Source organism: Ornithinimicrobium jinqii, assembly GCF_045032595.1.
Classification (GTDB): domain Bacteria; phylum Actinomycetota; class Actinomycetes; order Actinomycetales; family Dermatophilaceae; genus Ornithinicoccus.
The window spans coordinates 47,703-74,493 of record NZ_JBJFZS010000022.1 but is presented as its reverse complement, the minus strand read 5'-3'; the positions used below and the strand labels follow the sequence as shown (position 1 = coordinate 74,493).

Genomic DNA, 26,791 nt, shown 5'->3' with positions numbered 1-26,791 from the left:
AAATACGTCACAATGGGATGGTGAATTTGTCCGAGGTGCACTGGGAGTCCCGCACGCGGGACCGGGTGCGTCGCGCCGTGGGGGAGAAGGGCCCGGTGAGCGCCAGCACGCTGGCCGCCGAGCTCGGCCTGACCCCGGCGGCCGTGCGCCGCCATCTCGACGCGCTCGAGGCGGACGGCACCATCGCCACCCGTGCAGGCGGCACCGGGGGCAAGCGGGGGCGGGGACGCCCCGCCCGCGCCTACGTGATGACCGCCCACGGCCAGGAGCAGTTCAGCACCGCCTACGACGGCGTCGCCACGGCGGCTCTGCACTTCCTCGCCCACGAGGCCGGCGACCAGGCGGTGGAGCACTTCGCCGACCAGCAGGTCGCGGTCCTGGAGGAACGCCTGCGCACCTCCGTCGAGGCCCGGCTGACGGACGCCGACCGCGAGGACGTGGACGCCCGGGCCACGGCGCTCGCGGCCGCGCTGTCCGAGGAGGGGTATGCCGCGAGCACGCGCCCCGTGGCGCGCGGCACCGGTCTGGCCGGCATCCAGCTGTGCCAGGGCCACTGCCCGGTGCGCTCGGTGGCCACCGAGTTCACCCAGTTCTGCGACGCCGAGACCGACGCGATCTCGCGCATCCTCGGCGTCCACGTGCAGCGGCTCGCCACCCTGGCCCACGGAGAGCACGTCTGCACCACGTTCGTCCCGACCGGGGTCCTCGGTTCCGGACCCCCCAGCGACGAGGAGCGGGCTCGCGCCCGCCCCTTCGTCATCCCCCGCACGACCGACCATGCCGACGACGAGAGGGCACAGCGATGAGCACCAACATCGAGGAGCGCAACCCAGGCCTCAAGGACCTGGGGCGCTATGAGTACGGCTGGGCCGACAGCGACGTGGCCGGTGCCACGGCTCGCCGCGGCCTCAACGAGGACGTCGTCCGCGACATCTCCGGGCGCAAGGACGAGCCGTCCTGGATGCTCGACCTGCGCCTGAAGGGCCTGAAGCTGTTCGGCAAGAAGCCGATGCCCCAGTGGGGCGCCGACCTGTCCGGCATCGACTTCGACACGATCAAGTACTTCGTGAAGTCGACCGAGAAGCAGGCCACCAGCTGGGAGGACCTGCCCGAGGACATCAAGAACACCTACGACCGGCTCGGCATCCCGGAGGCGGAGAAGCAGCGCCTGGTCTCCGGCGTCGCCGCCCAGTACGAGTCCGAGGTCGTCTACCACCAGATCCGCGAGGACCTGGAGCAGCAGGGCGTCATCTTCGTCGACACCGACTCCGGTCTGCGTGAGCACGAGGAGCTCTTCCGCGAGTACTTCGGCTCGGTCATCCCGGTGGGCGACAACAAGTTCGCCGCGCTCAACACCTCCGTGTGGTCCGGCGGCTCGTTCATCTACGTGCCCAAGGGTGTCAAGGTCGACATCCCCCTCCAGGCCTACTTCCGGATCAACACCGAGAACATGGGCCAGTTCGAGCGGACGCTGATCATCGCCGACGAGGACTCCTACGTCCACTACGTCGAGGGCTGCACCGCCCCGATCTACAAGACGGACAGCCTGCACAGCGCCGTCGTCGAGATCATCGTGAAGAAGAACGCCCGCGTGCGCTACACGACGATCCAGAACTGGTCGAACAACGTCTACAACCTCGTCACCAAGCGCGCGACCTGCGACGAGGGGGCGACGATGGAGTGGATCGACGGCAACATCGGCTCCAAGGTGACGATGAAGTACCCGGCCGTCTACCTCCTCGGCGAGCACTCGAAGGGCGAGACCCTCTCGATCGCCTTCGCCGGCGAGGGCCAGCACCAGGACGCCGGGTCCAAGATGGTCCACGCCGCCCCGCACACCTCCTCCACCATCGTCAGCAAGTCGGTGGCCCGTGGTGGTGGCCGCTCCTCCTACCGGGGGCTGGTCCAGATCAACGAGGGCGCGCACCACAGCCGTTCCTCGGTGGTCTGCGACGCGCTCCTGGTCGACCAGATCTCCCGTTCCGACACCTACCCCTACGTCGACGTCCGCGAGGACGACGTGCAGATGGGCCACGAGGCGACCGTGTCCAAGGTGTCCGAGGACCAGATGTTCTACCTCATGTCCCGAGGCATGTCCGAGACCGAGGCCATGGCGATGATCGTGCGCGGGTTCGTCGAGCCCATCGCCCGCGAGCTGCCCATGGAGTACGCCCTCGAGCTGAACCGCCTCATCGAGCTGCAGATGGAAGGAGCCGTCGGCTGATGTCGCTGCTCTTGGAGAAGAACGCCGAGAACCCCGTCTCCCACGTCGACCCGCAGTCGCGGGTCGGGGTCGAGCGGGTCCCCGACCAGTCCAGGGCCGCGCGCCGGCGCTCGTTCGCGGTCGCCGACCTCCCGATGCCCTCGGGCCGCGAGGAGGAGTGGCGCTTCACCCCGGTCGACCGACTGGGCACGGTGCTGTCCGACACCCCGACCGACACCGACGGCGACCACGCCGCGTCCTTCACGGTGGAGGTGCCGCACGGCGTCCACCTGGGTGCGCTCGCCCCGGGCGAGGCCCCCCGCGGGACCGTCCTGGTCCCCGAGGACCGCGGCGCGGCCGTGGCCAGCGCCCACACCCCCGAGGCGCTGCACCTGCGCATCCCGGCCGAGGCGGAGTACGACGCGCCCCTGCGGGTGCGCGTGCACGGCAACGGCCGTGGACGGCGCAGCAACGCCCACTACGTCGTCGAGGCGCAGCGCCACAGCAAGGCCATGGTCATCCTCGACCACACCGGCGCGGCGGACCACACCGGCAACCTCGAGGTCGTCGTCGGGGACGGCGCCGACCTCACCGTCGTCACCCTGCAGCGCTGGGACTCCGACGGCCTGCACCTCGCGCAGCACGAGGCCGTCGTGGGTCGCGACGCCACCTACAAGCACATCGCGGTCACCCTGGGTGGTGCCGTGGTGCGGATGAACTCCAACGTCCGCTACGCCGGACCCGGCGGCGGCGCGACGCTCCTGGGCGTCTACTTCGCCGACGCCGGTCAGCACCTCGAGCACCGCAGCTTCGTGGACCACAACACCCCCCGCTGCACCTCGCTGGTCACCTACAAGGGCGCGCTCCAGGGCGACGGCGCCCGCACCGTGTGGGTCGGCGACGTGCTGATCCGCAAGGAGGCCGAGGGGATCGAGACCTACGAGCTCAACCGCAACCTGGTCCTGACCGACGGTGCCCGGGCCGACTCGGTCCCCAACCTGGAGATCGAGACCGGCGAGATCGCCGGGGCCGGGCACGCGAGCTCCACCGGTCGCTTCGACGACGAGCAGCTCTTCTACCTCATGTCCCGCGGCGTCAGCGAGGACGAGGCACGACGCCTCGTCGTCCGCGGCTTCTTCGCCGACATCGTCGCCAAGATCGGCGTCGCGGAGGTCGTGGACACCGTCATGGCCGCGATCGACGAGGAGCTGGCGCTCACCACCGCGGTGGCGTCGTCATGAGCGAGACCGCCCGGGTCCACGAGGCCGTCCACGTCTGCAGCCTCGACGACCTGCCGGACGTCGGCGCCGTGGTGGCCGAGATCGACGGCCGCCGGGTCACGATCGCGCGCGACTCGGCCGGTCACGTCCACGCCTTCGACGACACCTGCACGCACGCCAACGTCTCCCTGGCCGAGGGCGACGTCGAGGGCGAGCTCATCGAGTGCTGGCTGCACGGCTCGCAGTTCGACATGACGACCGGACAGCCCAAGAGCCTGCCCGCCACCCAGCCGATCGCGGTGCACACCGTGACGCTGGACGGCGACCAGGTCTGGGTCACGCTCGCCGGCTGAGCCCACGCGCACCCCATACCCCCCGCATCTTCCCGCAAGGAGCACCATGACCACCCTCGAGATCCGCGACCTGCACGTCAGCGTCGCCGCCGACGACGACGCCAAGGAGATCCTGCGCGGCGTCGACCTGACCATCAGCTCGGGTGAGACCCACGCCATCATGGGTCCCAACGGCTCTGGCAAGTCGACCCTGGCGTATGCCGTCGCCGGCCACCCGAAGTACACAGTCACCAGTGGCCAGGTGCTGCTCGACGGCGAGGACGTGCTGGCGATGGGCGTCGACGAGCGCGCCCAGGCCGGCCTGTTCCTGGCCATGCAGTACCCCGTCGAGGTGCCCGGCGTCACCGTGTCCAACTTCCTGCGTACCGCCAAGACGGCGATCGACGGCGAGGCGCCCAAGCTGCGCCACTGGGTCAAGGACATGAAGGGCGCGATGGAGCTGCTGCGCATGGACCCCTCCTTCGCCGAGCGCAACGTCAACGAGGGGTTCTCCGGCGGCGAGAAGAAGCGCCACGAGATCCTCCAGATGGAGCTGCTCCAGCCCAAGATCGCCATCCTCGACGAGACGGACTCCGGGCTCGACGTGGACGCGCTCAAGGTCGTCTCCGAGGGCGTCAACCGTGTCAAGGGGGCCACCGGGCTGGGCGTCATGCTCATCACCCACTACACCCGCATCCTGCGCTACATCGAGCCCGACTACGTGCACGTGTTCGTCAACGGGCGGGTGGCCGAGTCCGGTGGCCGCGACCTGGCCGACCGGCTCGAGAACGAGGGCTACGACCGCTTCCTGCCCGCCTCGGTCTGAGGCTCCACCCATGACGACGGGTCGACCGTTCAGCACCGAGGAGCTCGCCCGGATCCGGGCGGACTTCCCGCTGCTCGCCCGTACCGTGCGCGACGGACGACCTCTCGTCTACCTCGACAGCGGCGCGACCTCGCAGAAGCCGAGGATGGTGCTGGACGCGGAGCGTGACTTCTACGAGCAGCACAACGCCGCGGTCCACCGGGGCGCGCACCAGCTGGCCGAGGAGGCCACCGAAGCGTTCGAGGGGGCGCGGGCGTCTGTCGCCCGCTTCCTCGGCGCCGACAGGGGCGAGGTGGTCTTCACCAAGAACGGCACCGAGGGCCTGAACCTTCTCGCCTACGCGTTCTCCAACGCCGCCGCACCGGGCGCGCTCGACGGCACCGATCCCGCGTGGGCCGACCGGCTGCGGCTGGGCCCCGGTGATGAGGTCGTGGTGACCGAGATGGAGCACCACGCCAACCTGGTGCCGTGGCAGGAGCTGTGCCGCCGCACCGGCGCCACGCTGCGCTGGATCGGCATCACCGACGACGGCTACCTCCAGGACCCCGCGGAGGTCGTCGGGCCGCGGACGAAGGTGGTCGCCCTCACGCACGTGTCCAACGTCGTCGCCACCCACGTGGACCTTGCCCCGGTGACCGCGGCCGCGCAGGCCGTGGGCGCGCTCGTCGTCGTGGACGCCTGCCAGTCCGCGCCGCACCTGGACATCAGCGACCTCACCGCGCCCGACTCCGGGGTGGACGCGCTGGTCCTCACCGGGCACAAGACGCTGGGCCCCTCCGGCATCGGCGTCCTCTGGGCACGCCGCGGCCTGCTCGAGGCGATGCCGCCCTTCCTCACGGGTGGCTCGATGATCGAGGTCGTGCGGATGGAGGGCTCGACCTGGGCGCCTCCGCCGCAGAAGTTCGAGGCCGGCGTGCCGATGGCCGCCCAGGCCGTCGGGTTGGCGGTCGCCCTCGACTATCTGAGCGACCTCGGCCTGGACCGGGTGCAGGCCCACGACCAGGCCCTCATGCGGCATACCCTCGAGGTGCTGGCGCAGCGACCATGGGTGCGGGTCCTCGGACCCGCGGACCCGGCCGACCGGGTCGGCTCGGTGGCCTTCACCGTGGACGGGGTGCACCCTCACGACGTCGGACAGATCCTCGACGACTCCGGGGTGGCGGTGCGCACCGGCCACCACTGCGCGTGGCCGCTGCACCGGCGCCTGCGGGTGCCGGCCTCGACCCGCGCCAGCTTCGGCGTGTACACCACGGCAGCGGAGATCGACGCCTTCGCCGAGTCGCTCGACCGGGTGCCGCAGGTCTTCGGGGTGGCGGTCTGATGGACCTCTACGGCGAGCTCATCCTGGACCACGCCAAGCGTCCGCTGCACGCGGGGCTGCGCGAGCCCTACGACGTCGAGGTCAACCACGTCAACCCCACCTGCGGGGACGAGATCAGCCTGCGCGTGCACGTGGTCGACGGTCAGGACGGGCGCGGCCCGGTCGTGCAGGACGTGTCCTACGACTCCCTCGGCTGCTCGATCTCGATCGCCTCGGCCTCGGTCCTGGCCGACGAGTCCGTCGGTCACACCGTCGCGGAGACCCTGGAGACCTACCAGCACCTGCACGCGATGCTGACCAGCCGGGGCACCGACCCGGGCGACCCCGAGCAGATCGGCGACGCCGTCGCCTTCGCCGGCGTGTCCCGCTACCCGGCCCGCGTCAAGTGCGCGCTGCTGTCCTGGTCGGCCTACCTCGACGCGCTGGCCCGCGCCGGCGTCGACATCTCTGCCGCCAGCACCGTGGGCCGCACCACCAGATCCTGACACCCCCCACCTCGAGGAGAACCCCATGAGCGAGATCACCACCCCGCCCAACGTCGCGGACGTGGAGGAGGCGCTGCGCGACGTCGTCGACCCCGAGCTCGGGATCAACGTCGTCGACCTCGGTCTCGTCTACGGCGTGACCGTGGACCCGCAGGCCCACACCGTCATCGACATGACGCTGACCAGCGCCGCCTGCCCGTTGACCGACGTCATCGAGGACCAGGTGCACCAGTCCCTGGAGGGTCTGGTCGCCAGCCACCGCATCAACTGGGTCTGGATGCCGCCGTGGGGACCGGACAAGATCACCGACGAGGGTCGCGAGCAGCTGCGCGCCCTCGGCTTCAACGTCTGAGATGAGCACCGCCGGCCGGGTGGAGGTCGCTCCCGAGCGCCTGCCCGGCTGGGTCGAGCGGTTCGCGGCCTCGCACGGGCGGCTCTCCCGCGTGCGCGTCCCCTCGGCGACCCCCGTCGCGTGGCAGCTGGACGCCGCCGACGGGTCCTGGGCGAGGCTCACCGGCTGGAGCGACGCGGCCGAGCCCTTCGACGTCTGGGCGCTCCCACCCGCGCTGCTCCTCCTGCTGGTGCGGCGGGGTGGGTATGCCGTGGCCGTGGTCTCCCCGTCGGGCGAGCTGGTCGCGCACAAGGTGGGGACCCGCCACGTGCAGTCGCGCACGGCCGCCGGCGGCTGGTCCCAGCAGCGTTACGCCCGGCGGCGCGGCCACCAGGCCGACGCCCTCGTCGGGGCGGTGGTGGGCCACGCGGCGCGGGTGCTGGGCGAGGGGGAGACCACGGCGGGCACGGTCGGGGGAGTGGTCACAGGCGGTGACCGCACCCTGGCGGCAGAGGTGCTCGCCGCGCTCGCGACGGGGCCGCTGACCCGGCTGCACGGCCTACCCTCCCGTGAGCTGCCCGACCTGGCCGACCCGAGGCGGGCTGTGCTCGACGCGGCGGCCCAGCGTGCCCGGGCCGTCCGCGTCGAGGTCCACAACGCCGAGGGCGCGGGTGCTCAGTAGTCGTCGACGCTGCCCGCGTTGAGGACGTCGCACTGGTTCGGGTCGCCGGACTCGTAGCCGCGCATGAACCAGCCCATGCGCTGCTCGGACGACCCGTGCGTCCACGTGTGGGGGGTCACCTGGCCCTGCATGCGCTCCTGGATCGAGTCGTCACCCACGGCGGAGGCGGCCGACAGTGCGGACTCGATGTCCTCGCGGCTCAGCGGCTCGAGCAGCGTGTTGCCGTCGGGGTCCTCGGTCCGGGTGGCGTTGCCCGCCCAGGCTCCGGCGAAGCAGTCGGCCTGGAGCTCCACGCGCACGGCGCCCGACTCGGGGCCCTGCGCGTCCTGCTGCGAGGCGCGGAGCGCTCCGGTGTAGTTCTGGATGTGGTGGCCGTACTCGTGAGCGAGCACGTACATCTGCGAGAAGTTGCCGCCGTCGGCGCCGAGCTGGCCCTCCAGCTGCTGGAAGAAGGCGGTGTCGAGGTAGATCGTGCCGTCCACGGGGCAGTAGAACGGCCCGACCTGGCTGGTGGCCTGCCCGCAGCCGGTGTCGACCGCACCGCTGAAGAGGATGGCCTGGGTGAGCTCCGCGTCCGGGGCGACCCCGGTCCAGTAGTCCTCCAGGGAGAGCATGGTGGCCTTCATCCGGCAGTCGACGTTCTCGTTGGCGTCGGCGCCGGTCTGGCACTCGGCCAGATCGACGTTCTGCGCGGTCGACTGCGTCGACCCGCCGTCCCCACCGAGGAGATCGCCCGGGTTGCCGCCGAACATCATCACGACCAGCGCCAGCAGCAGCGTGCCGATGCCCCCGCCGACGGCGAGTCCGCCACCCCCGCCGCCGCGCCCGCCCCGGCTCGCCCGCCCAGAGCCGATGTTGGCGTTCTCCCGAAACGTCATGCTGTCTCCGCCTCCGCAGGTCCCGGCGGCGGTCGGTCGACCACACACCTAGCGCGTAGACTAGTCACTCTGCCCACCCCGCTGCACCACGCCGGGCCGGGCGCACCCCATACACCCGGAGGAGCTCCCGCATGATCACTGCCTCCGGCGTCGAGATCCGCGTGGGCCCCCGCCTCCTCATGGAGGACGTCACCTTCCGCGTGGGGCCGGGCGACCGGGTCGGGCTCGTCGGGCGCAACGGCGCCGGCAAGACCACCCTGACCAAGATCCTTGCCGGTGGCGGGGAGACGGCGGCCGGCACCATCACCCGCACCGGCGCGATCGGCTACCTGCCGCAGGACCCGCGGACGGGGGACCTCGACGTCCTCGGCCGCGACCGGATCCTCTCCGCGCGCGGCCTCGACGAGGTGATCCGCGGGCTCCGCGCCGCCGAGGAGGGGATGGGCTCCGCCGACGGCGAGGCGCGCGAGAAGGCGATGCGCCGCTACACCCGCCTGGAGGGGGAGTTCACCACCAGGGGCGGGTATGCCGCAGAGGCGGAGGCCGCCTCGATCGCGAGCTCGCTCGGGCTGCCCGACCGCGTGCTCGGACAGCCTCTCCACACCCTCTCCGGTGGCCAGCGCCGCCGGATCGAGCTCGCGCGGATCCTCTTCTCCGACGCCCAGACCCTGCTCCTCGACGAGCCGACCAACCACCTGGACGCCGACTCGGTCGTCTGGCTGCGCGAGCACCTCAAGAGCTACAGCGGTGGGCTGATGGTCATCTCCCACGACGTGGCACTCATCGAGACCGTGGTCAACAAGGTGTTCTACCTGGACGCGAACCGCCAGGTCATGGACGTCTACAACATGGGGTGGAAGGCCTACCTCACCCAGCGTGAGGCCGACGAGCGGCGACGCCACCGCGAGCGCGCCAACACCGAGAAGAAGGCTGCGGTCCTGCTGGCGCAGGCGGACAAGATGCGGGCCAAGGCCACCAAGGCGGTCGCGGCGCAGAACATGGCGCGCCGCGCCGAGAGGATGCTCGCCGGTCTCGAGGGGGAACGGCAGTCCGACAAGGTCGCCAAGCTGCGCTTCCCGAGCCCCGCGAGCTGCGGGAAGACACCCCTGACCGCCGAGGGCCTGTCGCGCTCCTACGGCTCGTTGGAGATCTTCACCGACGTCGACCTGGCCATCGACCGCGGCTCCAGGGTCGTCGTGCTCGGGCTCAACGGCGCGGGCAAGACCACGCTGCTGCGCCTGCTCGCCGGGATCGACGAGCCGGACACCGGGGACGTGATCGCCGGGCACGGGCTCAAGCTGGGCTACTACGCGCAGGAGCACGAGACGCTCGACACGGGGCGCAGCGTCCTGCAGAACATGAAGACCGCCGCACCCGACCTCGGCGAGACCGAGACCCGCAAGGTGCTGGGGTCGTTCCTCTTCTCCGGCGACGACGTCGACAAGCCGGCGGGGGTCCTCTCCGGCGGGGAGAAGACCCGGCTGGCGCTGGCGATCCTCGTCGTCTCGGCGGCCAACGTGCTCCTGCTCGACGAGCCGACCAACAACCTCGACCCGGCCTCCCGGGAAGAAGTCCTGGCCGCGCTGCGCTCCTACGAGGGTGCGGTCGTCCTCGTCAGCCACGACGATGGCGCTGTCCGGGCCCTCGAGCCGGAACGGGTGTTGCTGCTCCCCGACGGGGTCGAGGACCTGTGGGGCCGCGACTACGAGGACCTGATCGAGCTGGCGTGAGGCGTCGGCCCAAGGAGGAGCGCAGATGACGATGGTCGGCGGCATGCGGGGAGCCTCGGTGCGCAGCTTCTCCAAGGACGCCTCGGTCAAGGACCACAAGCTGCGTGCCGGCACGGCCCGTCGGGTGGCCGGCTACGGCCAGCCGTTCGTGCCCGACATCGTGGTCTACCTGGTCCTGACGATCGTCAGCGGTGTCCTGGTCACGGCAGTACCGCTCCTGCTGCAGCGGATCATCGACGACGGCGTCGTGCCGCAGGTGCGCGAGGTCGTCATCCGCCTCGGGCTGGTCGTCGCCGCGATCGCGGTGGTCGAGTCGGTGGTGACGGTGTTCACCCGCTGGTTCGGCTCGCGGATCGGGGAGGGCCTGATCCTCAACCTGCGGACCGAGGTCTTCGGGCACGTGCTGCGGCAGCCGATCGCGTTCTTCACGAGGTCGCAGACGGGGGCTCTGGTCAGCCGGCTCAACAGCGACGTCATCGGGGCGCAGATGGCCTTCACCTCGATCCTGTCGGGGCTGGTGAGCAACTTCGTCCAGATGGTGCTGATCCTGGCCGCGCTCCTGTCGATGAGCTGGGAGATCACCCTGCTCGCCCTCATGCTCCTGCCGGTCTTCCTCGTCCCCGCCCGCTTCATGGGCGCCCGCCTGTCGGCGCTGACCCGCACGCAGATGTCCCTCAACGCCGACATGCACACCCGGATGACCGAGCGGTTCAACGTGGCCGGTGCGCTGCTCGTGCGGCTCTTCGGGCGCCCGGACCAGGAGAACCGGGAGTATGCCGATCGCGCTCGCGGGGTGCGGGACGCGGGCGTGAGCATCGCGGCCAACCGGGTCGTGTTCATGGCCGGGCTCGGCCTGGTCGCCTCGCTCGCGACCGCGCTCGTCTACGGCATGGGTGGCCTGATGGCGGTCGCCGGCGAGCTGTCGGTGGGGACGCTGGTGGCCATGGCCGCACTGCTGTCCCGGCTCTACGCCCCGCTGACGGCGCTGTCCAACGTGCGGGTCGACATCATGACGGCGCTGGTGTCCTTCGAGCGGATCTTCGAGGTGCTGGACCTGCGGCCGCTGGTGCGGGAGGCGGAGGAGCCCCGCGACATCCCGTCCGGACCGGTGGGGGTGAGCCTGCAGGACGTGTCGTTCGCCTACCCCGCGGCCGACGAGGTCTCGATCGCCTCCCTCGAGCAGCGTCCGGAGGCCGAGACGATGGACGGGCACCTCGTCCTGCACGCTCTCGACGTCGACATACCCGCGGGGTCGATGGTGGCCCTCGTGGGCCCCTCGGGGGCGGGGAAGACGACCCTCACCTCGCTCGTCTCCCGGTTGTACGACCCGACCGGCGGGGTCGTCCGCGTCGGTGGCGTCGACCTGCGGGAGGCGTCGATGTCCTCGCTGCGCGCCACCGTCGGGGTGGTGACGCAGGAGGCGCACATGTTCAACGACTCGATCCGCGCCAACCTGCTCTATGCCCGGCCGTCGGCGACCGAGGAGGAGATGTGGGCGGTCCTGCGCGCGGCCCGGATCGAGGCTCTCGTCGAACGGCTGCCCGACCGGCTCGACACCGTGGTGGGGGACCGCGGTCACCGGTTGTCCGGTGGTGAGAAGCAGCGGCTGGCGATCGCCCGGCTGCTGCTGAAGTCCCCGTCGGTCGTCGTGCTGGACGAGGCGACCGCTCACCTGGACAGCGAGTCGGAGAAGGCGGTGCAGCGGGCGCTCGACGAGGCGTTGTCCGGGCGGACGTCCATCGTCATCGCCCACCGGCTCTCGACGGTGCGCAACGCCGACCTGATCCTCGTCATGGACCGGGGAAGCGTGGTGCAGCGGGGCACCCACGGGGAGCTGCTCGCTGCGGGAGGGCTGTACAAGACGCTGCACGACACCCAGTTCAGCCGATGAGGACGTGGGTGCGTCGCGGCGGTCCGTCCGGCGGCCGCCCGGACCACACACCGGCGCCGCGCCGAGCCCTGCTCGGTCAGCTGTCCGACCCCCTGCGGAGCTTCCTGTCCACCGAGGCCGGCGGCGCCACCCTCCTCCTCCTGGCGACCCTGGTCGCCCTGGTCTGGGCCAACTCCCCGTGGTCCGGGGCCTACGAGGCGCTGTGGGACACCCGGGCCGGGGTGGTCGTCGGCGACGTCGACCTCGTCATGGACCTCCAGCACTGGGTCAACGACGGACTGATGGCGCTGTTCTTCTTCGTCATCGGTCTGGAGGTGCGGCGCGAGTTCTCCGTCGGAGAGCTGACCGACCGGCGCCGGGCCACCATCCCGCTCCTCGCCGGCGTGGGCGGCATGGTGGTGCCGGTCCTGCTCTACCTCCTGGTGGTGCCCGGGGGCGAGTCAGCTCGCGGGTGGGCGATGGTGATCGGTACCGACACCGCCTTCCTGCTGGGGGCGCTCGCGGTGGTGGGTCCGGCGTTCTCCACCCAGCTCCGCGTGCTCCTGCTGACCCTGATGGTCATCGACGACATCGTCGCCGTCAGCGTCATCGGGCTCGTCTACTCCGGGAACGTCCGAACGGGGCCGCTGCTGCTCATGGTCCTCCTCGGGGTGGGCCTGGGGGCCCTGTCCAGGCTGGGGGTGTGGCGGATCGCGCCCTATGCCGTCCTCGGCACCGCGCTCTGGCTGGTCACCGTGGAGGCCGGGCTGCACGCGTCGATCGCCGGCATGCTGGGCGGCCTGCTGGTCGGCGCCACCGCGCCGCGTCGGGAGGTCGTGGAGGGGGCTGCCGAGCGGTTCCGGGCCTTCCGGCAGTCACCGATGGTCGCGGTGGGGCGGCAGGCGCGGGCGGGTCTGGACCGCGCGATCTCCGTGAACGACCGGCTCCGGTCGACGCTGCACCCGTGGTCCGCCTTCCTCGTCGTGCCCGTCTTCGCCCTCGCCAACGCCGGCGTGGACCTGAGGGACGGGGTGCTGCAGGATGCCCTGACGTCCCGGCTCACCTGGGCCGTCGTGGTCGGGCTCGTGGTCGGCAAGACCCTCGGCGTCAGCGTGACGGCAGCGGCGGCCGTACGCCTCGGGGCGGGCCGTCTCCCCGCCGGGGTCGGGATGGGGCACGTGGTCGGAGGCGCGGCGCTGTCGGGCATCGGCTTCACCGTGTCCCTGCTCGTGGCCGGTCTGGCCTTCGAGGACGAGCGCCTGCGTGAGCAGGCCACGGTGGGCGTGCTGCTGGCAGCGGTCATCGCCACCGTCGTCGGATGGGCGGTGTTCCGGGCGGCGGCGGTCCTCCGGGGCGAGGGTGACGCCGACCTGCCACGGTTCCTCGACCGTGCGGTCGACCCGGCCGTCGACCACGTGCTGGGACCCGTCGACGCGCCGCTGACGCTGGTGGAGTACGGCGACTTCGAGTGCCCTTTCTGCGCCCAGACGACCGGGGTGGCCCGCGAGCTGCGTCAACGGTTCGGGGACGAGCTGCGCTACGTCTTTCGTCACCTCCCGCTGGCGGACGTCCACCCGAGTGCCGAGCTCGCCGCCCGGGCCGCACTGGCGGCAGACCGGCAGGACAGTTTCTGGGAGATGCACGACCTTCTCTTCCAGCACCAGGACGCGCTGGCAGAGGAGGAGCTCGTCGGCTACGCCCAGGACCTCGGGCTCGACGTCGACGAGTTCATGCGCGACCTCGACGATCCGGACGTGCACCAGCGGGTCCGCGACGACGTGGCCAGCGCAGAGGCCAGCGGCGCACGAGGCACGCCGACCTTCTTCGTCGCTGAGCGCCGGCACACCGGTCCGTGGGACACCGAGACCCTGGTCGGTGTGCTCGAGGCCGCCCGCCAGGCAGGGCGCGTCTGATGAGACAGGGTGCGACGCGGCGCAGGGAGTGACGCGGCGCTCTACAGCGCTCGGGTCGACCCCCCGTCCACGGTGACGACCGAGCCGGTCATGTACGACGCCATCGGCGAGGTGAGGAAGGCCGCGACGGCCCCGAACTCCTCGGGTTGCCCGTAGCGGCGAAGCGGGATCCCGGCGATGATGCGCTCTCGCAGGGCGCTCGGGTCGTCGACCCCCGCCTCGAGCTCGCGGACCCTGGCCGTCTCGAAGCGCCCCGGGAGCACGACGTTGACCCGGTGACCGTGCGGGCCGTGCTCGTCGGCGAGCGTCTTGGCGACCATGGCCAGTCCCGGCCGGAGCCCGTTGGAGATGGCCAGGCCGGCGAGCGGTGCGCGCACCGACGTGGACAGCACGAAGGTGACCGCGAGCGGTGCGCGGGCCTCCTCCAGCGCGGTCCGGGCCAGGCGCAAGGATCCCAGGAAGACGCTCTCGAACGCTGAGCGCCAGTGGTCGTCGGTCGCGCCTGAGGCAGTGCCTCCGGGCGGACCGCCGACGCTGATGACCACCCCGTCGAGCCGTCCGTAGTGCTCGTGGGCGGCGTCGACGAGCGCGTGCGCGCTCTGCGGGTCTGCCAGGTCGGCGGTGAGCCCGACGGCGCTGCCCGGCCCGGTGCTGTCGAGCTGCTCGGCTGCCGCGTCGACGGAGTCGCGCGTGCGGGAGGCGATCACCACGTCGGCCCCGTCGCGCACGAGATGCTCCGCCGTGGCGAAGCCGAGCCCGCGTGAGGCTCCGCTGAGCACGTAGGCGCGTCCGGCCAGTCCGAGGTCCATGCCCCTATCTTGCGCCCATCCGCGGTGCACTGAGGTTTCTCTGCGGTGCTTGTGGACAGACGTTCGGGTATGTCGTACATGTGTTCTAAGGTAGACCTGTCGCGAACAGTTGACCGGCGGGGAGGTGGACCGGATGAGCCTGGTGTGGACGGAGCAGAGGACGGCGGATGCGCAGCCGTGGGAGCCGCCGCCGGACGGAGAACAGCACTGGGAGGACTACGAGCCGTGGTGGCAGGGGTTGGGGCCGGTGCGAGACACGCCGGTGCCGCACCTCGAGAGTGTGCTCGCGGACCTGGGGTTCGAGGAGAGGGAGCGGGAGCAGCTGAGCGCGGCGCTCGTGGCGGCCGCGCGTCATCGCGGAAGCCTGCCGGATGTGCCGGTTCCATGTCTGGTCCTGCACGGCGTGCGGGCGATGGCGAGCACCCGCTGCCGTCTGGACGCGGACCTGGTGGTCGCGGTGCAGGAGCTGATGCTGATGACCGGTCGGCGGCTCCTGGACGAGCGGGGCGTGGTCGACGCAGAGGCTCTGTCGGTGACGGCCCGGTCGCTGTGGCGGCGCGAGGCGAAGTCGTGCGTGGCTGGGGAGCTGCAGCTGGTCCTGGGGGGTGCGGGTCGGGGAGGCGCGTGACCTGGTGGGTGTGGCCTGTGCGCCCGCCGCCGTGCGAGAGCCCGTGCTGGGGGCGCTGCGTCGGGGGGAGGCGTCGTGGGCGCTGGTGCGCGCCTTCTGGCAGAAGGCGGGCCGGTTGGACACTCAGCTGGCGGGCCAGATGGCGCAGGCGCTGTTCGGGACCGACCCGCGGTGTGTCGCCCCTGAGCGGCTGACCCCGGAGGGTGACCTGTCGGAAAGGTCGTGGCAGCAGAAGGACTACGCAGCTGCGCTGGAGCGGGAGGTCGCTCGTGCGGAGGGGACGGACGTGGAGTCGGCGCGTCGACGTCGGCAGGCGGCCTACGCGGGCCGGGGGACCTCGATGCGCGTGGAGGACGTCGGCACCGCCGCTATCACCTTCTCAGGACCGCTGACCACGGCGGTGGCCATCTACCAGCGGATCGACGCCGCGGCGCGCAAGGCACGCAAGGGTGGGGACGATCGGACGCTGGCCCAGCTGAGGGCCGACATCTGCGCGGCGCTGCTGCTCCACGGACGGGTCGACCTGCCGGACGTGGACGTCGCCGAGCTGATCACACCCGAGGACATCCAGTCGCTGGCGGCCGTCATGAACGCCACCCCCGCAGTCGCGCTGCAGGTCGTGGTGCCCTGGGACGCGCTCCTGGGCGAGGCAGTGTGCCCCTCCTGCAGGCGGGGAGTCGTCCCTGGACAGGCTTCGACTGGCGGTGGTGGGGGCGCCACCGACGGTGCCGGCCCGGGGTCGTCGCCGCGCAGGTGCGGTCCGGTGGCAGAGCTGCTGGGGTGGCACCCGGCGTTCCTGTCACGGGAGCACGTGCGCGAGCTGGCGCTGCAGCCCGGGACGGTGTTCCACCGACTCCTCGTGAGCCCGGCCGACGGGCGTTGCGTCGAGCGGACGATCAAGGCCTACCGTCCAGACGTGCAGATGCGGCGGCAGATCTGGGCGGCGGACGTCTACAGCAGGGGACCCGGCTCCCGCACCCCGATGGGCGCGTGCGAGCTGGACCACGAGGTCGAGTGGCAGGACGGCGGCCATACCTCGGAGGTGAACCTGAACGGCGAGAACAAGCGCGAGCACTGGTTGAAGAGCAAGAAGCTGTGGCGCACGGTGATGACACCGCGTCGTGACGTCACGTGGACGACCCTGCTCGGGCAGGTCGTCGGCACCCGCTGCCACGACTACCGTCAGTACCTCGACGCGCTGAACGACGTCTGCGCCCGCCGGACCCACCAGGACGCCGCCGCCAGCGGCGACGCAGAAGGGACCGAGGAGGGCGGGGTGCTGGTCGAGCAGTCAGAGGAGGAGCGGGACCGCTGCGACCTCGCCCACCGTCGAGACCTCGCCGACCAGGTGCTCTACGCCGCGATCGTGCACCGCCGTCCGGGGGAGTCGGCCCGGTCCGAGGACGACCTTCCCGAGGCCGAGGACTGCGTGATCGACCTCGCAGGATGGGCGTGGATCACCCACCGCGGAAAGGACGGCACGGTCCGCAACGGAGGCCCTCGCGACCAGCCGACCCCCGAAGAACTCCTCGGCATGCCGACTGCCCCACCACCCCGGCACCGAGCCTCAGGGGAGCGGCACGACGGTGGCACCGCGCGGGGCCCAGAGCAAGCCGACCCCGGGTCCTCGGAGCAAGCTGACACCGGCTCCTCGGCGCAAGCCGAGTCCGGGTCAGCGTCGGGAGGAGACGATCAACCGTGGGCGACCCGCATGCGACGCGACGACCCCCCGCCGTTCTAGTCCCATGGCCCCGCGCGCTCCAGGTCACTCGTCCTCCTCGTCCCAGATCCGGACCTTCTTGGGGCGGGAGGGGCGAGACGCTGAAGCCCTCGTCGTCGAACCACGCGTTGCTCCCGACTCCTCGCGAGCGAGCTGGCGCGCCATGACCAGGACGAGGATCAAGCCGACGGGGACGGTCAGCCACCACTGGAGGGCGTAGGCGAAGTGAGACCCGAGCGACGTGTCCGGACGGTCCAGGACTGCCGGGCGCTCGGCCGGGGGGGCCTCGGTCTCCATCACCAGGTAGGCGTCCACGAGGTTGTGACCGGTCGCCTCGGCGAGCTCCGGCAGGTCGATGGAGGCCAGCTGCCCGTCGGGCAGGTCCCGGCCGAGGTCTGGCTCGGACGGCCGCAGCCAGCCGGTCACCGTCACCGGGCCGACCGGGGGACCCGGCACGTCCGGGAGGGTGGCGGCCGTCTCGGCGTTGCGCACCCACCCTCGGTTCACGGCGAGAACGGACCCGTCGTCCAGGACGAGCGGGATCAGCACCTCGTAGCCGTAGACGGACTGGTGCGGCCGGTTGCGCACCAGGTGCTGCGCCTCCGCGTCGTAGGTGCCCGTGGCCGAGACCCGCCGCCACTCCTCATCCGGTTCAAGCTCGTCGGTCGCGCCGTCGAGCACCTCGGACAGCGGCACGGCAGCCCGGTCGTAGTTGGCCTCGACGAGGTCCCGACGTTCGACCTTCTCCTCGTGCCGGTGGTACTGCCACAGCCCCAGGTTGGCCGTCGCGACCCCGAAGAGGACAGCGAGGAGCAGGTAGGCGATCCACCGGGGTCGCCGCAGGACGCCGAGCACCTCAGCCGTCCGCCTCGGTGAGCTGGTCGACCGGAACCACCTCGAGGAGGAAGCCGCGCAGCTGCACGAAGTCGCGCAGGTGCTCACGGTGCTCCTGGCAGGCCAGCCAGACCTTGCGCCGGCTCGCGGCGTGCAGCGCGGGGTTGCGCCAGACGACCGCGTCGGTCGCGCGGGCGCGGCACGCCTTGGCGCTGCAGACCAGGCGCTGCGGTGGCGACGACGTCACGAGGCAGCCCGGCCCGGCTCGTCCGGGTGCGGCGTGCTGTCCGGTGTTGGGTATGGCGTGTCCCGGCTGGTCACGACCGTCCCGACGATCAGCGGGGACGGGCCGGACGTGGTGGTCGCGTCGGTGGGGTCCGCAGGGGCCAGCCCACGCACGGGTGACGGGGGCGGGGGTTGTGTCGACGTGCCCCGGCGGTCGACCGCGTTGGCCACCGCGACAGCGACCGACGGGATGAGCACGGCGGCCGTCACGAAGATCCACCCGATGACCAGGTGGTCGGTGACGAAGGCCCAGATGGCGATCGGGAAGGACACCGTGCGCAACCCCATCGCGACCAGGTAGTTGCGCATCCGCTTGTGCCGGTCCTCCTCGACGGAGGGACGCGCGGTCGTCACCGCTTGCGCGGAACGACGCGCCGGTCCGGGACGGGAGATGGTGGGCACCAACCCACGATACGACTAGGTTGGCCCTCGTGAACGACACCTCCCTCCTGAGTGCGCACTCCGAGCCGGGGTCCGACGCGGACCGACCCGAGGCGGACCGACCCAAGGCGGTGCTCGTCACCGGGGGCAACCGGGGGATCGGGCTGGCCATCGCCCGCAGCTTCGTCGCTGCGGGCGATGACGTGGTGATCACCCACCGCGGCGGGGAGCCGCCGGAGGGGCTGCGCGGCGTCCGTTGCGAGGTGACCGACAGCGACAGCGTCGACCAGGCCTTCACCGACGCAGAGGAGATCCTGGGCCGTCCGGTGGAGGTACTGGTGGCCAACGCCGGCATCACCAAGGACACGCTGCTCATGCGGATGAGCGACGAGGACTTCGAGAGCGTCGTCGACACCAACCTCACCGGCGCCTTCCGCTGCGCCCGACGCGCGGTCAAGGGGATGATCCGGGCCCGTGCCGGCCGCATCATCCTCATCTCCTCCGTGGTGGGGCTGTACGGCTCACCGGGACAGACCAACTACGCCGCGTCCAAGGCCGGCCTTGTCGGGCTGGCCCGCTCGATCACCCGCGAGCTGGGGGGGCGCGGCATCACCGCCAACGTCGTCGCCCCGGGCTTCATCGAGACCGAGATGACCGATCAGCTCTCAGACGACCTGCGCAAGACCTACCTGTCCGGCATCCCCGCGGGCCGGTTCGCCACCGCGGCCGAGGTGGCGGGCGTCGTGCGCTTCCTCGCCGGTCCCGACGCGGCCTACATCAGCGGGGCGGTCGTCCCCGTCGACGGCGGCCTCGGCATGGGCCACTGACCCGACGCGGACCCCGACCCCACGGCGAACCCCGACCCCACCGCCAACCCGACCCCACCGCATACCCCCAAACCGCCCCAAGGAAGAGAACACTGCCCATGCTCATGGACGGCAAGAAGCTCCTCATCACCGGCGTCCTCATGGACTCCTCGATCGCGTTCCACGTCGCCCGCCTGGCGCAGGAGCAGGGTGCGGAGGTCGTGCTCACATCCTTCGGGCGCACCTTCCGGATCACCGAGACGATCGCGCGACGGTTGCCGAGGCCCGCCCCGGTCATCGAGCTCGACGTGCAGAACACCGAGCACCTCGAGACGCTGGCGGACCGGGTGGGCGAGCACGTCGACCACCTGGACGGGGTGCTGCACTCGATCGGCTTCGCGCCCAAGGGTGCGTTCGACTTCATGAACGCGCAGTGGGAGGACGTGGCCACCGCGGTGCACGTCAGCGCGTACTCGCTCAAGGCTCTCGCCGCCGCCGCGCTGCCCCGCATGGGTCCGGGCGGCAGCGTGGTCGGCCTGACCTTCGACGCGCAGTACGCCTGGCCCGTCTACGACTGGATGGGAGTGGCGAAGGCTGCCTTCGAGGCGACGAGCCGCTACCTCGCGCGCGACCTGGGCCCGCACGGGATCCGGTCCAACCTCGTCTCGGCCGGTCCCATCGCGACGACGGCGGCCAAGTCGATCCCGGACTTCGCGCAGTTCGCGAAGTGGGGCGAGCACTCCCCACTGGGCTGGGACGTCAGTGACCCGGTGCCCGCGGCGCAGGCCTGCGTGGCGCTGCTGTCCGACTGGTTCCCGGCGACGACGGGCGAGATCGTGCACGTCGACGGCGGGTACCACGCGACCGGCTTCTGAGCCGGGCGGCGGCGTCACCGGGCGACACGCGTCGGGCCGGGTCAGCCCTGGATGACAGTGCCCTTGCCCACGACCACGAGGCCCGAGTCGGTCACCGTGAACCCGCGAGCCCGGTCCATCTCGTGGTCGACGCCGATGTGCACGCCGGCCGGGACGAAGACGCCCTTGTCGATGATGGCCCGGTGGATCTGGCAGCTGCGACCGACCTCGACCCGGTCCATCAGCACCGACTTGGTCACGTGGCTGAAGCTGTGGACCTTCACCCTCGGGGAGAGCACCGAGTCGCTGACCGTGGCACCGGAGATGACGCACCCGGGGGAGACGGCCGAGTTGACGGCGTGCCCGACCCGGTCGCCGGCGCCGTGCACGAACTTGGCCGGCGGGTGGGGGCCGTCGTTGGTGTAGATCGGCCAGGCCTCGTTGTAGAGGTTGAAGATCGGGTGCACCGAGATGAGGTCCATCTGGGCCTCGTAGTAGGAGTCGATCGTGCCGACGTCGCGCCAGTAGCCCCGGTCGCGGTCCGAGGCTCCGGGGATGTGGTTGTTCACGAAGTCGTAGACCCACGCGTCGCCGGCGCGTACGAACGCCGGCACGATGTCGCCGCCCATGTCGTGGGCCGAGCCCTCGAGCACGGCGTCGGAGCGCACGGCGGCCTCGAGGGCGTCGGCCGTGAAGACGTAGTTGCCCATCGACGCGAGGACCTGGTCGGGGGCGTCGGGCAGACCCTTGGGGTCCTTCGGCTTCTCCAGGAACTGGTCGATCCGGCGCGGGTCCTCGTCCTGCACCTCGATGACCCCGAACTGGTCTGCCAGCGAGATCGGCTGGCGGATGGCTGCGACCGTGCAGCCGGCCCCGCTCTCGATGTGCTGCTCGACCATCTGCGAGAAGTCCATGCGGTAGACGTGGTCGGCACCGACCACCACGACGATGTCCGGCCGCTCGTCGTGCACGAGGTTGAGCGACTGGTAGATCGCGTCGGCCGAGCCGGCGAACCAGTGCTTGCCGATCCGCTGCTGCGCCGGCACGGGGGCGACGTAGTTGCCCAGGAGGGTCGACATCCGCCACGTCTTGGTGATGTGCGCGTCGAGGGAGTGCGACTTGTACTGCGTCAGCACCACGATCTTGAGGTAGCCGGAGTTGACGATGTTCGACAGGGCGAAGTCGATGAGCCGGTAGATCCCGCCGAAGGGGACCGCGGGCTTGGCCCGGTCCGCCGTCAGGGGCATCAGTCGCTTGCCCTCACCGCCCGCGAGGACGATGGCCAGGACCTTGGGGCGGGAGCCTCGCTGCGTTGCCATGGCACCAACCTAGGGCCTGCGCAGCCCGTCGTGCGAGGGGGATGCACCGATCACCGCGGTCCCACTAGGTTGGACGCGTGCGCATCGACATCCTGACCCGGGAGTACCCGCCCCACATCTACGGCGGAGCGGGGGTGCACGTGGCCGAGCTGACCAGGGCCCTGCGCGAGCTCGACGGGGTGACCGTCCAGGTGCGGGCGTTCGACGACCCCGTCGAGGAGGAGAACACCACGGGGTATGCCGTTCCCGCCGGCCTGGAGGACGCCAACGGCGCGCTGCGCACGCTCGGCGTCGACCTGCTCATGGCGCGGGACATCGTCGCCGGTGGTGCGGACCTCGTCCACTCGCACACCTGGTACGCCAACATGGCCGGTCATCTCGGCGGCCTCATCGCCCAGGTCCCGCACGTCGTGAGCGCCCACTCCCTGGAGCCGCTGCGACCGTGGAAGGCCGAGCAGCTGGGGGGCGGGTACGGCGTGTCCTCCATGGCGGAGAAGGTCGCCTACGAGGGGGCGGCGGGGATCATCGCGGTGTCGGCCGGCATGCGGCGCGACATCCTGGCCTCCTACCCGGACGTGGACCCGGACAAGGTCCACGTCGTCCACAACGGCATCGACTCCCAGCTGTGGCAGCGGGACACCTCCGAGACCGCGACCGAGTTCGTCCGGTCCCAGGGTCTGGACCCGCAGGCCCGCACGGCCGTCTTCCTCGGTCGCATCACGCGTCAGAAGGGCCTGCCCTACCTGCTCCGCGCGCTGCGCCAGGTCGACGACGACGTGCAGGTCGTGCTGCTGGCGGGCGCGCCGGACACCCCTGAGATCAACGAGGAGGTCATCGGCCTCGTCGACGCCCTGCGCGCCGACCGCGGTGAGGGCGCGGCGCCGGTCGTCTGGATCGGCGAGATGCTGCCCCGTGACAAGGTCATCGCCGTCCTCTCGCACGCGACGGTCTTCCTGTGCCCCTCGGTCTACGAGCCGCTCGGGATCGTCAACCTCGAGGCGATGGCGTGCGGGGCACCGGTCGTGGCGACCGCGACAGGGGGCATCCCCGAGGTCGTCGGCGACGGGGTGACCGGCTGGCTGGTCCCCATCGACCAGGTGACCGACGGCACGGGCACCCCCGTGGACGTGGACCGGTTCGTCGCCGACCTGGGTGCAGCGCTCGTCGAGGCTCTCTCGGACCCGGCCGAGGCCGCACGTCGTGGCGAGGCCGGGCGGCAGCGTGCGGTGGAGCACTTCAGCTGGACCTCGATCGCCGAGCGGACGATGGAGGTCTACCGGGCGGTGCTCGAGGGCCGCGCGCCGCAGCTGCCCTGAGGGTGCGGCTCGGGCGGCTCAGCGGTAGCCGGCGAGGTGCAGGGCCGCCACGTTGGTGGCGTCGGCAAGGGCCCGGGCGGCGTGCGCCTGCAGCCGCCGCAGGACCTGGGTCCGGCGGGTCGTCGAGGCGGCGTCCACCGACGCGTGCGCGGAGTCCAGACCCGCGTCCGTGAGTGCGAGCACGGTACCGGCGAGGTCGACGACCCGCACGGCGCGGGGCGGGAGGCCGGGGGGCAGACCCCAGCGGCCCGCGCCTTCACGCACCGCCCGCGCCCGTTGGGCGCTGCGCTCGGCGGCCTCCCCGAACGGGGGAGCCCCGGCCGAGGAGAGCTCGGCGGTGAGCTCGGCCAGCTCGGTGCGCAGGGCGAGCTCGGTCTGCCCGAGGTCCAGGGCCTCGATGCGGTGGGTGGGCACGGGATCTGCGCCATGCGGCTGCCAGCGCACGATCCACCCCTGGTCGTGCGTCGTCCCGAAGACCTCCAGCAGCGGCACCAGCGCCCCGCCCACCCCTGGCACGAAGACGCACTCCTCGGCGCGGGTGGCGGCGGCCACGAGCTCGGGCGAGGCGTGCGGCATACCCGCCAGGTCCCCGGGGCGGGGAAGGGCCACGAGCACCACCCGCTCGCCGAGCTCCCGCCACAGCGTGACGGCCTCCACCAGACCGGTGGTCTCGTCGATGTCCGGCAGCGCGCGACGCGGGAGGTCGACCGCGGGCAGCTCGCCGGCGAGGACCCGGGTGGCCCACAGCGAGACCCGCACGCTCGCGGGCAGTTCGTGCACGGACATGTCGCCGATGGTAGGACGTGGCCAGTGGTTAGAGTGACCCATCATGAGTGACGTCCTCGAATTCGCGGGAGTCGGTGTCCGCCGCGGCAGTGCCGACCTCCTGCACGACATCACCTGGTCGGTCGAGGAGGGCGAGCGCTGGGTCGTGATCGGCCCCAACGGCGCAGGGAAGACCACGCTGCTGCAGCTCGCCGCTGCCCGCATGCATCCCACCACCGGCGTCGCCGGCGTGCTCGGCGAGGTGCTGGGCACAGTCGACGTCTTCGAGCTGCGCCCGCGCATCGGCGTGTCCAGCGCGGCCGTGGCCGACCGCATCCCCGACGAGGAGCGGGTCAGCGACGTCGTCGTCACCGCGGCCTACGGGGTGCTGGGGCGCTGGCGCGAGGAGTACGACGAGTCGGACGAGCAGCGCGCGGCCGGTCTCCTGGAGGCGCTCGGGGTGGCCCACCTCGGCCGGCGTCGCTTCGGCACCCTGTCCGAGGGCGAGCGCAAGCGGGTGCAGATCGCGCGGGCCCTGATGACCGACCCGGAGCTCATGCTCCTCGACGAGCCGGCTGCGGGACTGGACCTGCGCGGGCGTGAGGACCTCGTCGGCCGCCTCAGCCTGCTGGCCAGCGACCTCGAGGCGCCGGCGATGGTCCTGGTCACCCACCACGTCGAGGAGATCCCCCCCGGGTTCACCGACATCCTCATGCTGCGCGACGGCCAGGTGGTGGCCGCCGGTCCGATCGAGGTCACGCTCACGGCGGAGAACCTGTCGAGCACGTTCGGCATCCCGCTGGTCGTCGACCGTCACGGCGATCGGTGGGCGGCCCGGGCCGGCGGGGCCACGGCCGCCGCTGGCGCCGTCGCCGTCGCTGTCGAGGCGTGAGCGTCTGGGAGGTCGCGGCGATCATCCTCGCCGGGCTGGCCGCCGGCACGATCAACACGATCGTCGGGTCCGGCACCCTCATCACCTTCCCCACCCTCCTCTTCTTCGGCTACGCGCCCGTGTCGGCCAACATCTCCAACAGCCTCGGCCTGGTCCCGGGCGGGGTGACCGGCGCCTGGGGCTACCGGCACGAGCTGCGCACGCTCGGACCGATGCTGCGTCGGCTCGCCCCGGCGAGCCTCGTCGGCTCGGTGATCGGCGCCCTGCTGCTGCTCTGGCTCCCACCGGAGGCCTTCGAGACGATCGTGCCGGTGCTCATCGCGCTGGCGCTGCTCCTGGTGGTGCTCGGTCCACGGCTCTCCGCCTGGGCGACCCGCCACCACGCCGAGCGGATCACGCCGGGGCGCTGGCTGGTGCTGATCCTGGGCATCCTCGTGGCCGGGATCTACGGCGGCTACTTCGGTGCGGCGCAGGGGGTGCTCCTGCTCGGCCTGATGAGCATCCTGCTGCCCCTGGGCCTGCAGCAGATCAACGGCATCAAGAACGTGCTGGGGATGATCGTCAACTTCGTGGCCGCCATGGTCTTCCTGATCGTGGACCCGAGTCAGGTCGACTGGACCATCGTGCTGCTCATCGGCATCGGGTCCGTGGCCGGCGGCGTGCTGGGGGCGCGGGTCGGCCGGTCCATGCCGCCGGTGCTGCTGAGGACCGTCATCGTGGTGGTCGGCCTCGTGGCCATCGCCTACCTGCTGCTCACATGACCTCGGGGTATGACGTGGGGCGGGACCTGCCTGCAGGGTGCACCTGGGTGCAGGACCCGGGGGACGAGCGGCTGCGCGACTACCTGTCGCTGACCGACGTCGCGCTGCGCCGGGTGGTCGAGCCGGAGCGAGGGCTCTACATGGCCGAGTCGGACAAGGTGGTCCGGCGGGCGCTGGGCGCCGGCCACCGGCTGCGCTCGCTGCTCATGACCCCCCGCTGGGTGCGGGAGTGGCCGGACCTGATCGCCACGGCGCAGGACCACGGCGCGCCGATCTTCGTCGCGGCGCCGGAGGTGGCCGAGGAGCTGACCGGCTTCCACCTGCACCGGGGTGTGCTGGCGTCGGTGCACCGGCCCGAGCTGCCCGGTCTCGGCAGCGTGCTGGACGGCGCCCGCCGGGTCGCGGTCCTCGAGGACGTCGTGGACCACACCAACGTCGGAGCGGTCTTCCGCAGCGCCGCCGCCCTGGGCGTCGACGCGGTCCTGGTGACCCCACGCTGCGCCGACCCGCTGTACCGGCGCAGCGTGCGCGTCTCGATGGGCACGGTGTTCCAGGTGCCGTGGACCCGCATCGACCCCTGGCCGGCCGGGGTCGACACCCTGCGCCAGCTGGGGTTCACCGTGGCGGCGCTGGCGCTGTCCGACGACGCGGTCACGCTCGACGAGCTCGAGGCCGACCCGCCGGAGCGGCTGGCGCTGGTCCTCGGCACCGAGGGCGACGGGCTGTCCCCCCGTACCGTCGAGGCTGCCGACGTGGTCGTGCGCATTCCCATGGGTGGGGGAGTGGACTCGCTCAACGTGGCCGCTGCCTCGGCCGTGGCCTTCTGGGCGGTGCGACCGCGGCCCCTACTGGATGCCGTGCGCGATCAGGGCGTCGACGGCCTCCACGCCGGGGCGTGAGCCCTCCACCTGCACCGAGCCACCGCGTCCCCACGCCCACAGGGCCAGGTCCTGCACCGAGCCGGTGACGGTCACCGTGGGTGCACCACCCGTCGAGCGTCGGGCGAACGGCCAGTCGAACTCGGTGCCGGACTCCGGACCGGTGCCCGTCCAGCGCCCCACGTCGACGAGCCACCGGTCCTGCGTGTCGTCCGCCACCAGCGCGACGACGGCGAGCTGCTCCTCGGTGGCCCACTCCGGGACCGTCGCCCACATGACGTCGGCGCAGTGGTCGACGGCGCCCGTGGCGACGTCGGCGGCGATGGTGCCCACCTCCAGGTCCGCGGTCAGCTCGGCGTCGACCCGGTGCATCGTCGCCTCGTAGGTCTGCATGCGCCGCGTGAACCCGACGGTCTGGTCGGCGTCCCACCAGGACCACCGCGGCTCGGCGTCGTCGAGGCGCTCAAGCTGGGCGAGCAGGTCGGCGGTGGCACGCTCGCGCAGCGCGAGGACCTCGGCTGTCGTCGGCGGGCGTGGGGGGACTGCGGCCTCGACGGCCTCCACGCCGTCCTCGGTCCGCACGTCGCCGGCGAGGATCCCGGCCCAGAAGCTGTGGACCTCCGTGAGGTGCCAGAGCAGGTCGCCGGCGTCCCACTCCGGGCAGCTGGGCACCCGCGCGGACGGAGGGACCGTCGCCAGCACGTCGGCCAGGTGCTGGGACTCGGTCCGGATGACGGCAAGGCGGTCCATGC

Annotated in this window: 28 protein-coding genes; 20 read left to right on the top strand and 8 right to left on the bottom strand. The window is 71.8% G+C overall.

The features are described 5' to 3' along the window. Positions 1–20: 20 nt before the first annotated feature. From ACI3ET_RS11090 to ACI3ET_RS11050, 9 genes are read left to right on the top strand one after another with little or no spacing between them, the layout of a single operon-like run. Positions 21–806, top strand: coding sequence for a helix-turn-helix transcriptional regulator (locus ACI3ET_RS11090; RefSeq protein WP_405033106.1), 786 nt, complete (start codon positions 21–23; stop codon positions 804–806). Beyond that, positions 803–2,224 (top strand): Fe-S cluster assembly protein SufB, encoded by a 1,422-nt coding sequence (sufB, locus tag ACI3ET_RS11085; protein WP_405033105.1) that lies wholly within the window; start codon positions 803–805, stop codon positions 2,222–2,224. Before ACI3ET_RS11090 ends, sufB begins: the two co-directional genes overlap by 4 nt. After that, a complete protein-coding gene (gene sufD, locus ACI3ET_RS11080) occupies positions 2,224–3,444 on the top strand; it encodes a Fe-S cluster assembly protein SufD (RefSeq protein WP_405033104.1) in 1,221 nt (406 codons plus the stop codon). Before sufB ends, sufD begins: the two co-directional genes overlap by 1 nt. Next, positions 3,441–3,776 (top strand): non-heme iron oxygenase ferredoxin subunit, encoded by a 336-nt coding sequence (locus ACI3ET_RS11075; RefSeq protein WP_405033103.1) that lies wholly within the window; start codon positions 3,441–3,443, stop codon positions 3,774–3,776. Before sufD ends, ACI3ET_RS11075 begins: the two co-directional genes overlap by 4 nt. A gap of 46 nt (positions 3,777–3,822) precedes the next feature. Next, on the top strand, positions 3,823–4,581 hold the full coding sequence (gene sufC, locus ACI3ET_RS11070) for a Fe-S cluster assembly ATPase SufC (protein ID WP_405033102.1): 759 nt from the start codon (positions 3,823–3,825) through the stop codon (positions 4,579–4,581). Positions 4,582–4,591: 10 nt separating this feature from the next. After that, entirely contained in the window at positions 4,592–5,902 is a 1,311-nt protein-coding gene (locus ACI3ET_RS11065) for an aminotransferase class V-fold PLP-dependent enzyme (protein WP_405033101.1), read from the top strand. After that, positions 5,902–6,387 carry a Fe-S cluster assembly sulfur transfer protein SufU gene (gene sufU, locus ACI3ET_RS11060; protein WP_405033100.1) on the top strand — a complete coding sequence of 162 codons (486 nt, stop codon included), beginning with the start codon at positions 5,902–5,904 and terminating at the stop codon, positions 6,385–6,387. Before ACI3ET_RS11065 ends, sufU begins: the two co-directional genes overlap by 1 nt. A 25-nt stretch (positions 6,388–6,412) precedes the next feature. After that, positions 6,413–6,739, top strand: coding sequence for a metal-sulfur cluster assembly factor (locus ACI3ET_RS11055; RefSeq protein ID WP_405033099.1), 327 nt, complete (start codon positions 6,413–6,415; stop codon positions 6,737–6,739). Between the two features lies 1 nt (position 6,740). Then, complete coding sequence (locus ACI3ET_RS11050; protein ID WP_405033098.1) at positions 6,741–7,400, top strand: acVLRF1 family peptidyl-tRNA hydrolase; 660 nt, start codon at positions 6,741–6,743, stop codon at positions 7,398–7,400. Here ACI3ET_RS11050 and ypfJ read toward each other — a convergent pair. Further along, positions 7,394–8,278 (bottom strand): KPN_02809 family neutral zinc metallopeptidase, encoded by an 885-nt coding sequence (gene ypfJ / locus ACI3ET_RS11045; RefSeq protein ID WP_405033097.1) that lies wholly within the window; start codon positions 8,276–8,278, stop codon positions 7,394–7,396. The genes ACI3ET_RS11050 and ypfJ overlap by 7 nt on opposite strands. Positions 8,279–8,409: 131 nt before the next feature. Here ypfJ and ACI3ET_RS11040 point away from each other — a divergent pair, with 131 nt between their 5' ends. The 3 genes from ACI3ET_RS11040 to nhaA are packed head-to-tail and all read left to right on the top strand — an operon-like array spanning position 8,410 to position 13,791. Beyond that, a complete protein-coding gene (locus tag ACI3ET_RS11040; protein WP_405033096.1) occupies positions 8,410–10,008 on the top strand; it encodes an ABC-F family ATP-binding cassette domain-containing protein in 1,599 nt (532 codons plus the stop codon). Positions 10,009–10,033: 25 nt separating this feature from the next. Further along, a complete protein-coding gene (locus ACI3ET_RS11035) occupies positions 10,034–11,899 on the top strand; it encodes an ABC transporter ATP-binding protein (RefSeq protein ID WP_405033095.1) in 1,866 nt (621 codons plus the stop codon). After that, positions 11,896–13,791: a Na+/H+ antiporter NhaA gene (gene nhaA / locus ACI3ET_RS11030; protein ID WP_405033094.1), complete on the top strand. Its 1,896-nt coding sequence runs from the start codon at positions 11,896–11,898 to the stop codon at positions 13,789–13,791. Before ACI3ET_RS11035 ends, nhaA begins: the two co-directional genes overlap by 4 nt. Positions 13,792–13,832: 41 nt before the next feature. Here the strand turns inward: nhaA and ACI3ET_RS11025 are convergent, their stop codons facing one another. Then, complete coding sequence (locus ACI3ET_RS11025) at positions 13,833–14,600, bottom strand: SDR family oxidoreductase (protein WP_405033093.1); 768 nt, start codon at positions 14,598–14,600, stop codon at positions 13,833–13,835. Between the two features lie 133 nt (positions 14,601–14,733). Between ACI3ET_RS11025 and ACI3ET_RS11020 the strand changes: the two genes are divergently transcribed. Then, positions 14,734–15,228, top strand: a complete 495-nt coding sequence (locus ACI3ET_RS11020; RefSeq protein WP_405033092.1) for a hypothetical protein — start codon at positions 14,734–14,736, stop codon at positions 15,226–15,228. 31 nt (positions 15,229–15,259) lie between these two features. After that, positions 15,260–16,969, top strand: a complete 1,710-nt coding sequence (locus tag ACI3ET_RS11015) for a hypothetical protein (RefSeq protein ID WP_405033091.1) — start codon at positions 15,260–15,262, stop codon at positions 16,967–16,969. A 24-nt stretch (positions 16,970–16,993) separates the two neighbouring features. Here ACI3ET_RS11015 and ACI3ET_RS11010 read toward each other — a convergent pair whose 3' ends face one another. Genes ACI3ET_RS11010 through ACI3ET_RS11000 form a run of 3 tightly spaced genes read right to left on the bottom strand, consistent with a single transcriptional unit; the run spans position 16,994 to position 18,469 of the window. Next, positions 16,994–17,803, bottom strand: coding sequence for an SURF1 family cytochrome oxidase biogenesis protein (locus tag ACI3ET_RS11010; RefSeq protein WP_405033090.1), 810 nt, complete (start codon positions 17,801–17,803; stop codon positions 16,994–16,996). A 1-nt stretch (position 17,804) separates the two neighbouring features. After that, a complete protein-coding gene (locus ACI3ET_RS11005; protein WP_405033089.1) occupies positions 17,805–18,029 on the bottom strand; it encodes a hypothetical protein in 225 nt (74 codons plus the stop codon). Next, positions 18,026–18,469, bottom strand: coding sequence for a DUF3099 domain-containing protein (locus ACI3ET_RS11000; protein ID WP_405033088.1), 444 nt, complete (start codon positions 18,467–18,469; stop codon positions 18,026–18,028). Before ACI3ET_RS11000 ends, ACI3ET_RS11005 begins: the two co-directional genes overlap by 4 nt. Positions 18,470–18,579: 110 nt before the next feature. Between ACI3ET_RS11000 and fabG the strand changes: the two genes are divergently transcribed. Both fabG and fabI read left to right on the top strand, forming a co-directional pair. Then, the gene (gene fabG, locus ACI3ET_RS10995) at positions 18,580–19,275 is read left to right on the top strand and encodes a 3-oxoacyl-ACP reductase FabG (RefSeq protein WP_405033131.1); all 696 of its coding nucleotides are present in this window, start codon (positions 18,580–18,582) and stop codon (positions 19,273–19,275) included. Positions 19,276–19,373: 98 nt separating this feature from the next. Beyond that, positions 19,374–20,129: an enoyl-ACP reductase FabI gene (gene fabI / locus ACI3ET_RS10990; protein ID WP_405033087.1), complete on the top strand. Its 756-nt coding sequence runs from the start codon at positions 19,374–19,376 to the stop codon at positions 20,127–20,129. A 41-nt stretch (positions 20,130–20,170) separates the two neighbouring features. Here fabI and glgC read toward each other — a convergent pair whose 3' ends face one another. After that, complete coding sequence (glgC, locus tag ACI3ET_RS10985; protein ID WP_405033086.1) at positions 20,171–21,427, bottom strand: glucose-1-phosphate adenylyltransferase; 1,257 nt, start codon at positions 21,425–21,427, stop codon at positions 20,171–20,173. Positions 21,428–21,504: 77 nt separating this feature from the next. On the opposite strand from glgC, the gene glgA reads away from it, so the two are divergent. Further along, positions 21,505–22,743, top strand: a complete 1,239-nt coding sequence (glgA, locus tag ACI3ET_RS10980) for a glycogen synthase (RefSeq protein WP_405033085.1) — start codon at positions 21,505–21,507, stop codon at positions 22,741–22,743. 18 nt (positions 22,744–22,761) lie between these two features. Here the strand turns inward: glgA and ACI3ET_RS10975 are convergent, their stop codons facing one another. Further along, a complete protein-coding gene (locus tag ACI3ET_RS10975; protein ID WP_405033084.1) occupies positions 22,762–23,529 on the bottom strand; it encodes a hypothetical protein in 768 nt (255 codons plus the stop codon). Positions 23,530–23,572: 43 nt separating this feature from the next. On the opposite strand from ACI3ET_RS10975, the gene ACI3ET_RS10970 reads away from it, so the two are divergent. Genes ACI3ET_RS10970 through ACI3ET_RS10960 form a run of 3 tightly spaced genes read left to right on the top strand, consistent with a single transcriptional unit; the run spans position 23,573 to position 26,060 of the window. Beyond that, the gene (locus ACI3ET_RS10970; RefSeq protein WP_405033083.1) at positions 23,573–24,400 is read left to right on the top strand and encodes an ABC transporter ATP-binding protein; all 828 of its coding nucleotides are present in this window, start codon (positions 23,573–23,575) and stop codon (positions 24,398–24,400) included. Next, positions 24,397–25,161 carry a sulfite exporter TauE/SafE family protein gene (locus tag ACI3ET_RS10965; protein WP_405033082.1) on the top strand — a complete coding sequence of 255 codons (765 nt, stop codon included), beginning with the start codon at positions 24,397–24,399 and terminating at the stop codon, positions 25,159–25,161. The genes ACI3ET_RS10970 and ACI3ET_RS10965 overlap by 4 nt, the downstream gene beginning before the upstream one ends. Beyond that, positions 25,158–26,060, top strand: coding sequence for a TrmH family RNA methyltransferase (locus tag ACI3ET_RS10960; RefSeq protein ID WP_405033081.1), 903 nt, complete (start codon positions 25,158–25,160; stop codon positions 26,058–26,060). The genes ACI3ET_RS10965 and ACI3ET_RS10960 overlap by 4 nt, the downstream gene beginning before the upstream one ends. Here ACI3ET_RS10960 and ACI3ET_RS10955 read toward each other — a convergent pair. Then, positions 26,007–26,789: a maleylpyruvate isomerase family mycothiol-dependent enzyme gene (locus tag ACI3ET_RS10955; protein WP_405033080.1), complete on the bottom strand. Its 783-nt coding sequence runs from the start codon at positions 26,787–26,789 to the stop codon at positions 26,007–26,009. The genes ACI3ET_RS10960 and ACI3ET_RS10955 overlap by 54 nt on opposite strands. Positions 26,790–26,791 lie beyond the last annotated feature (2 nt).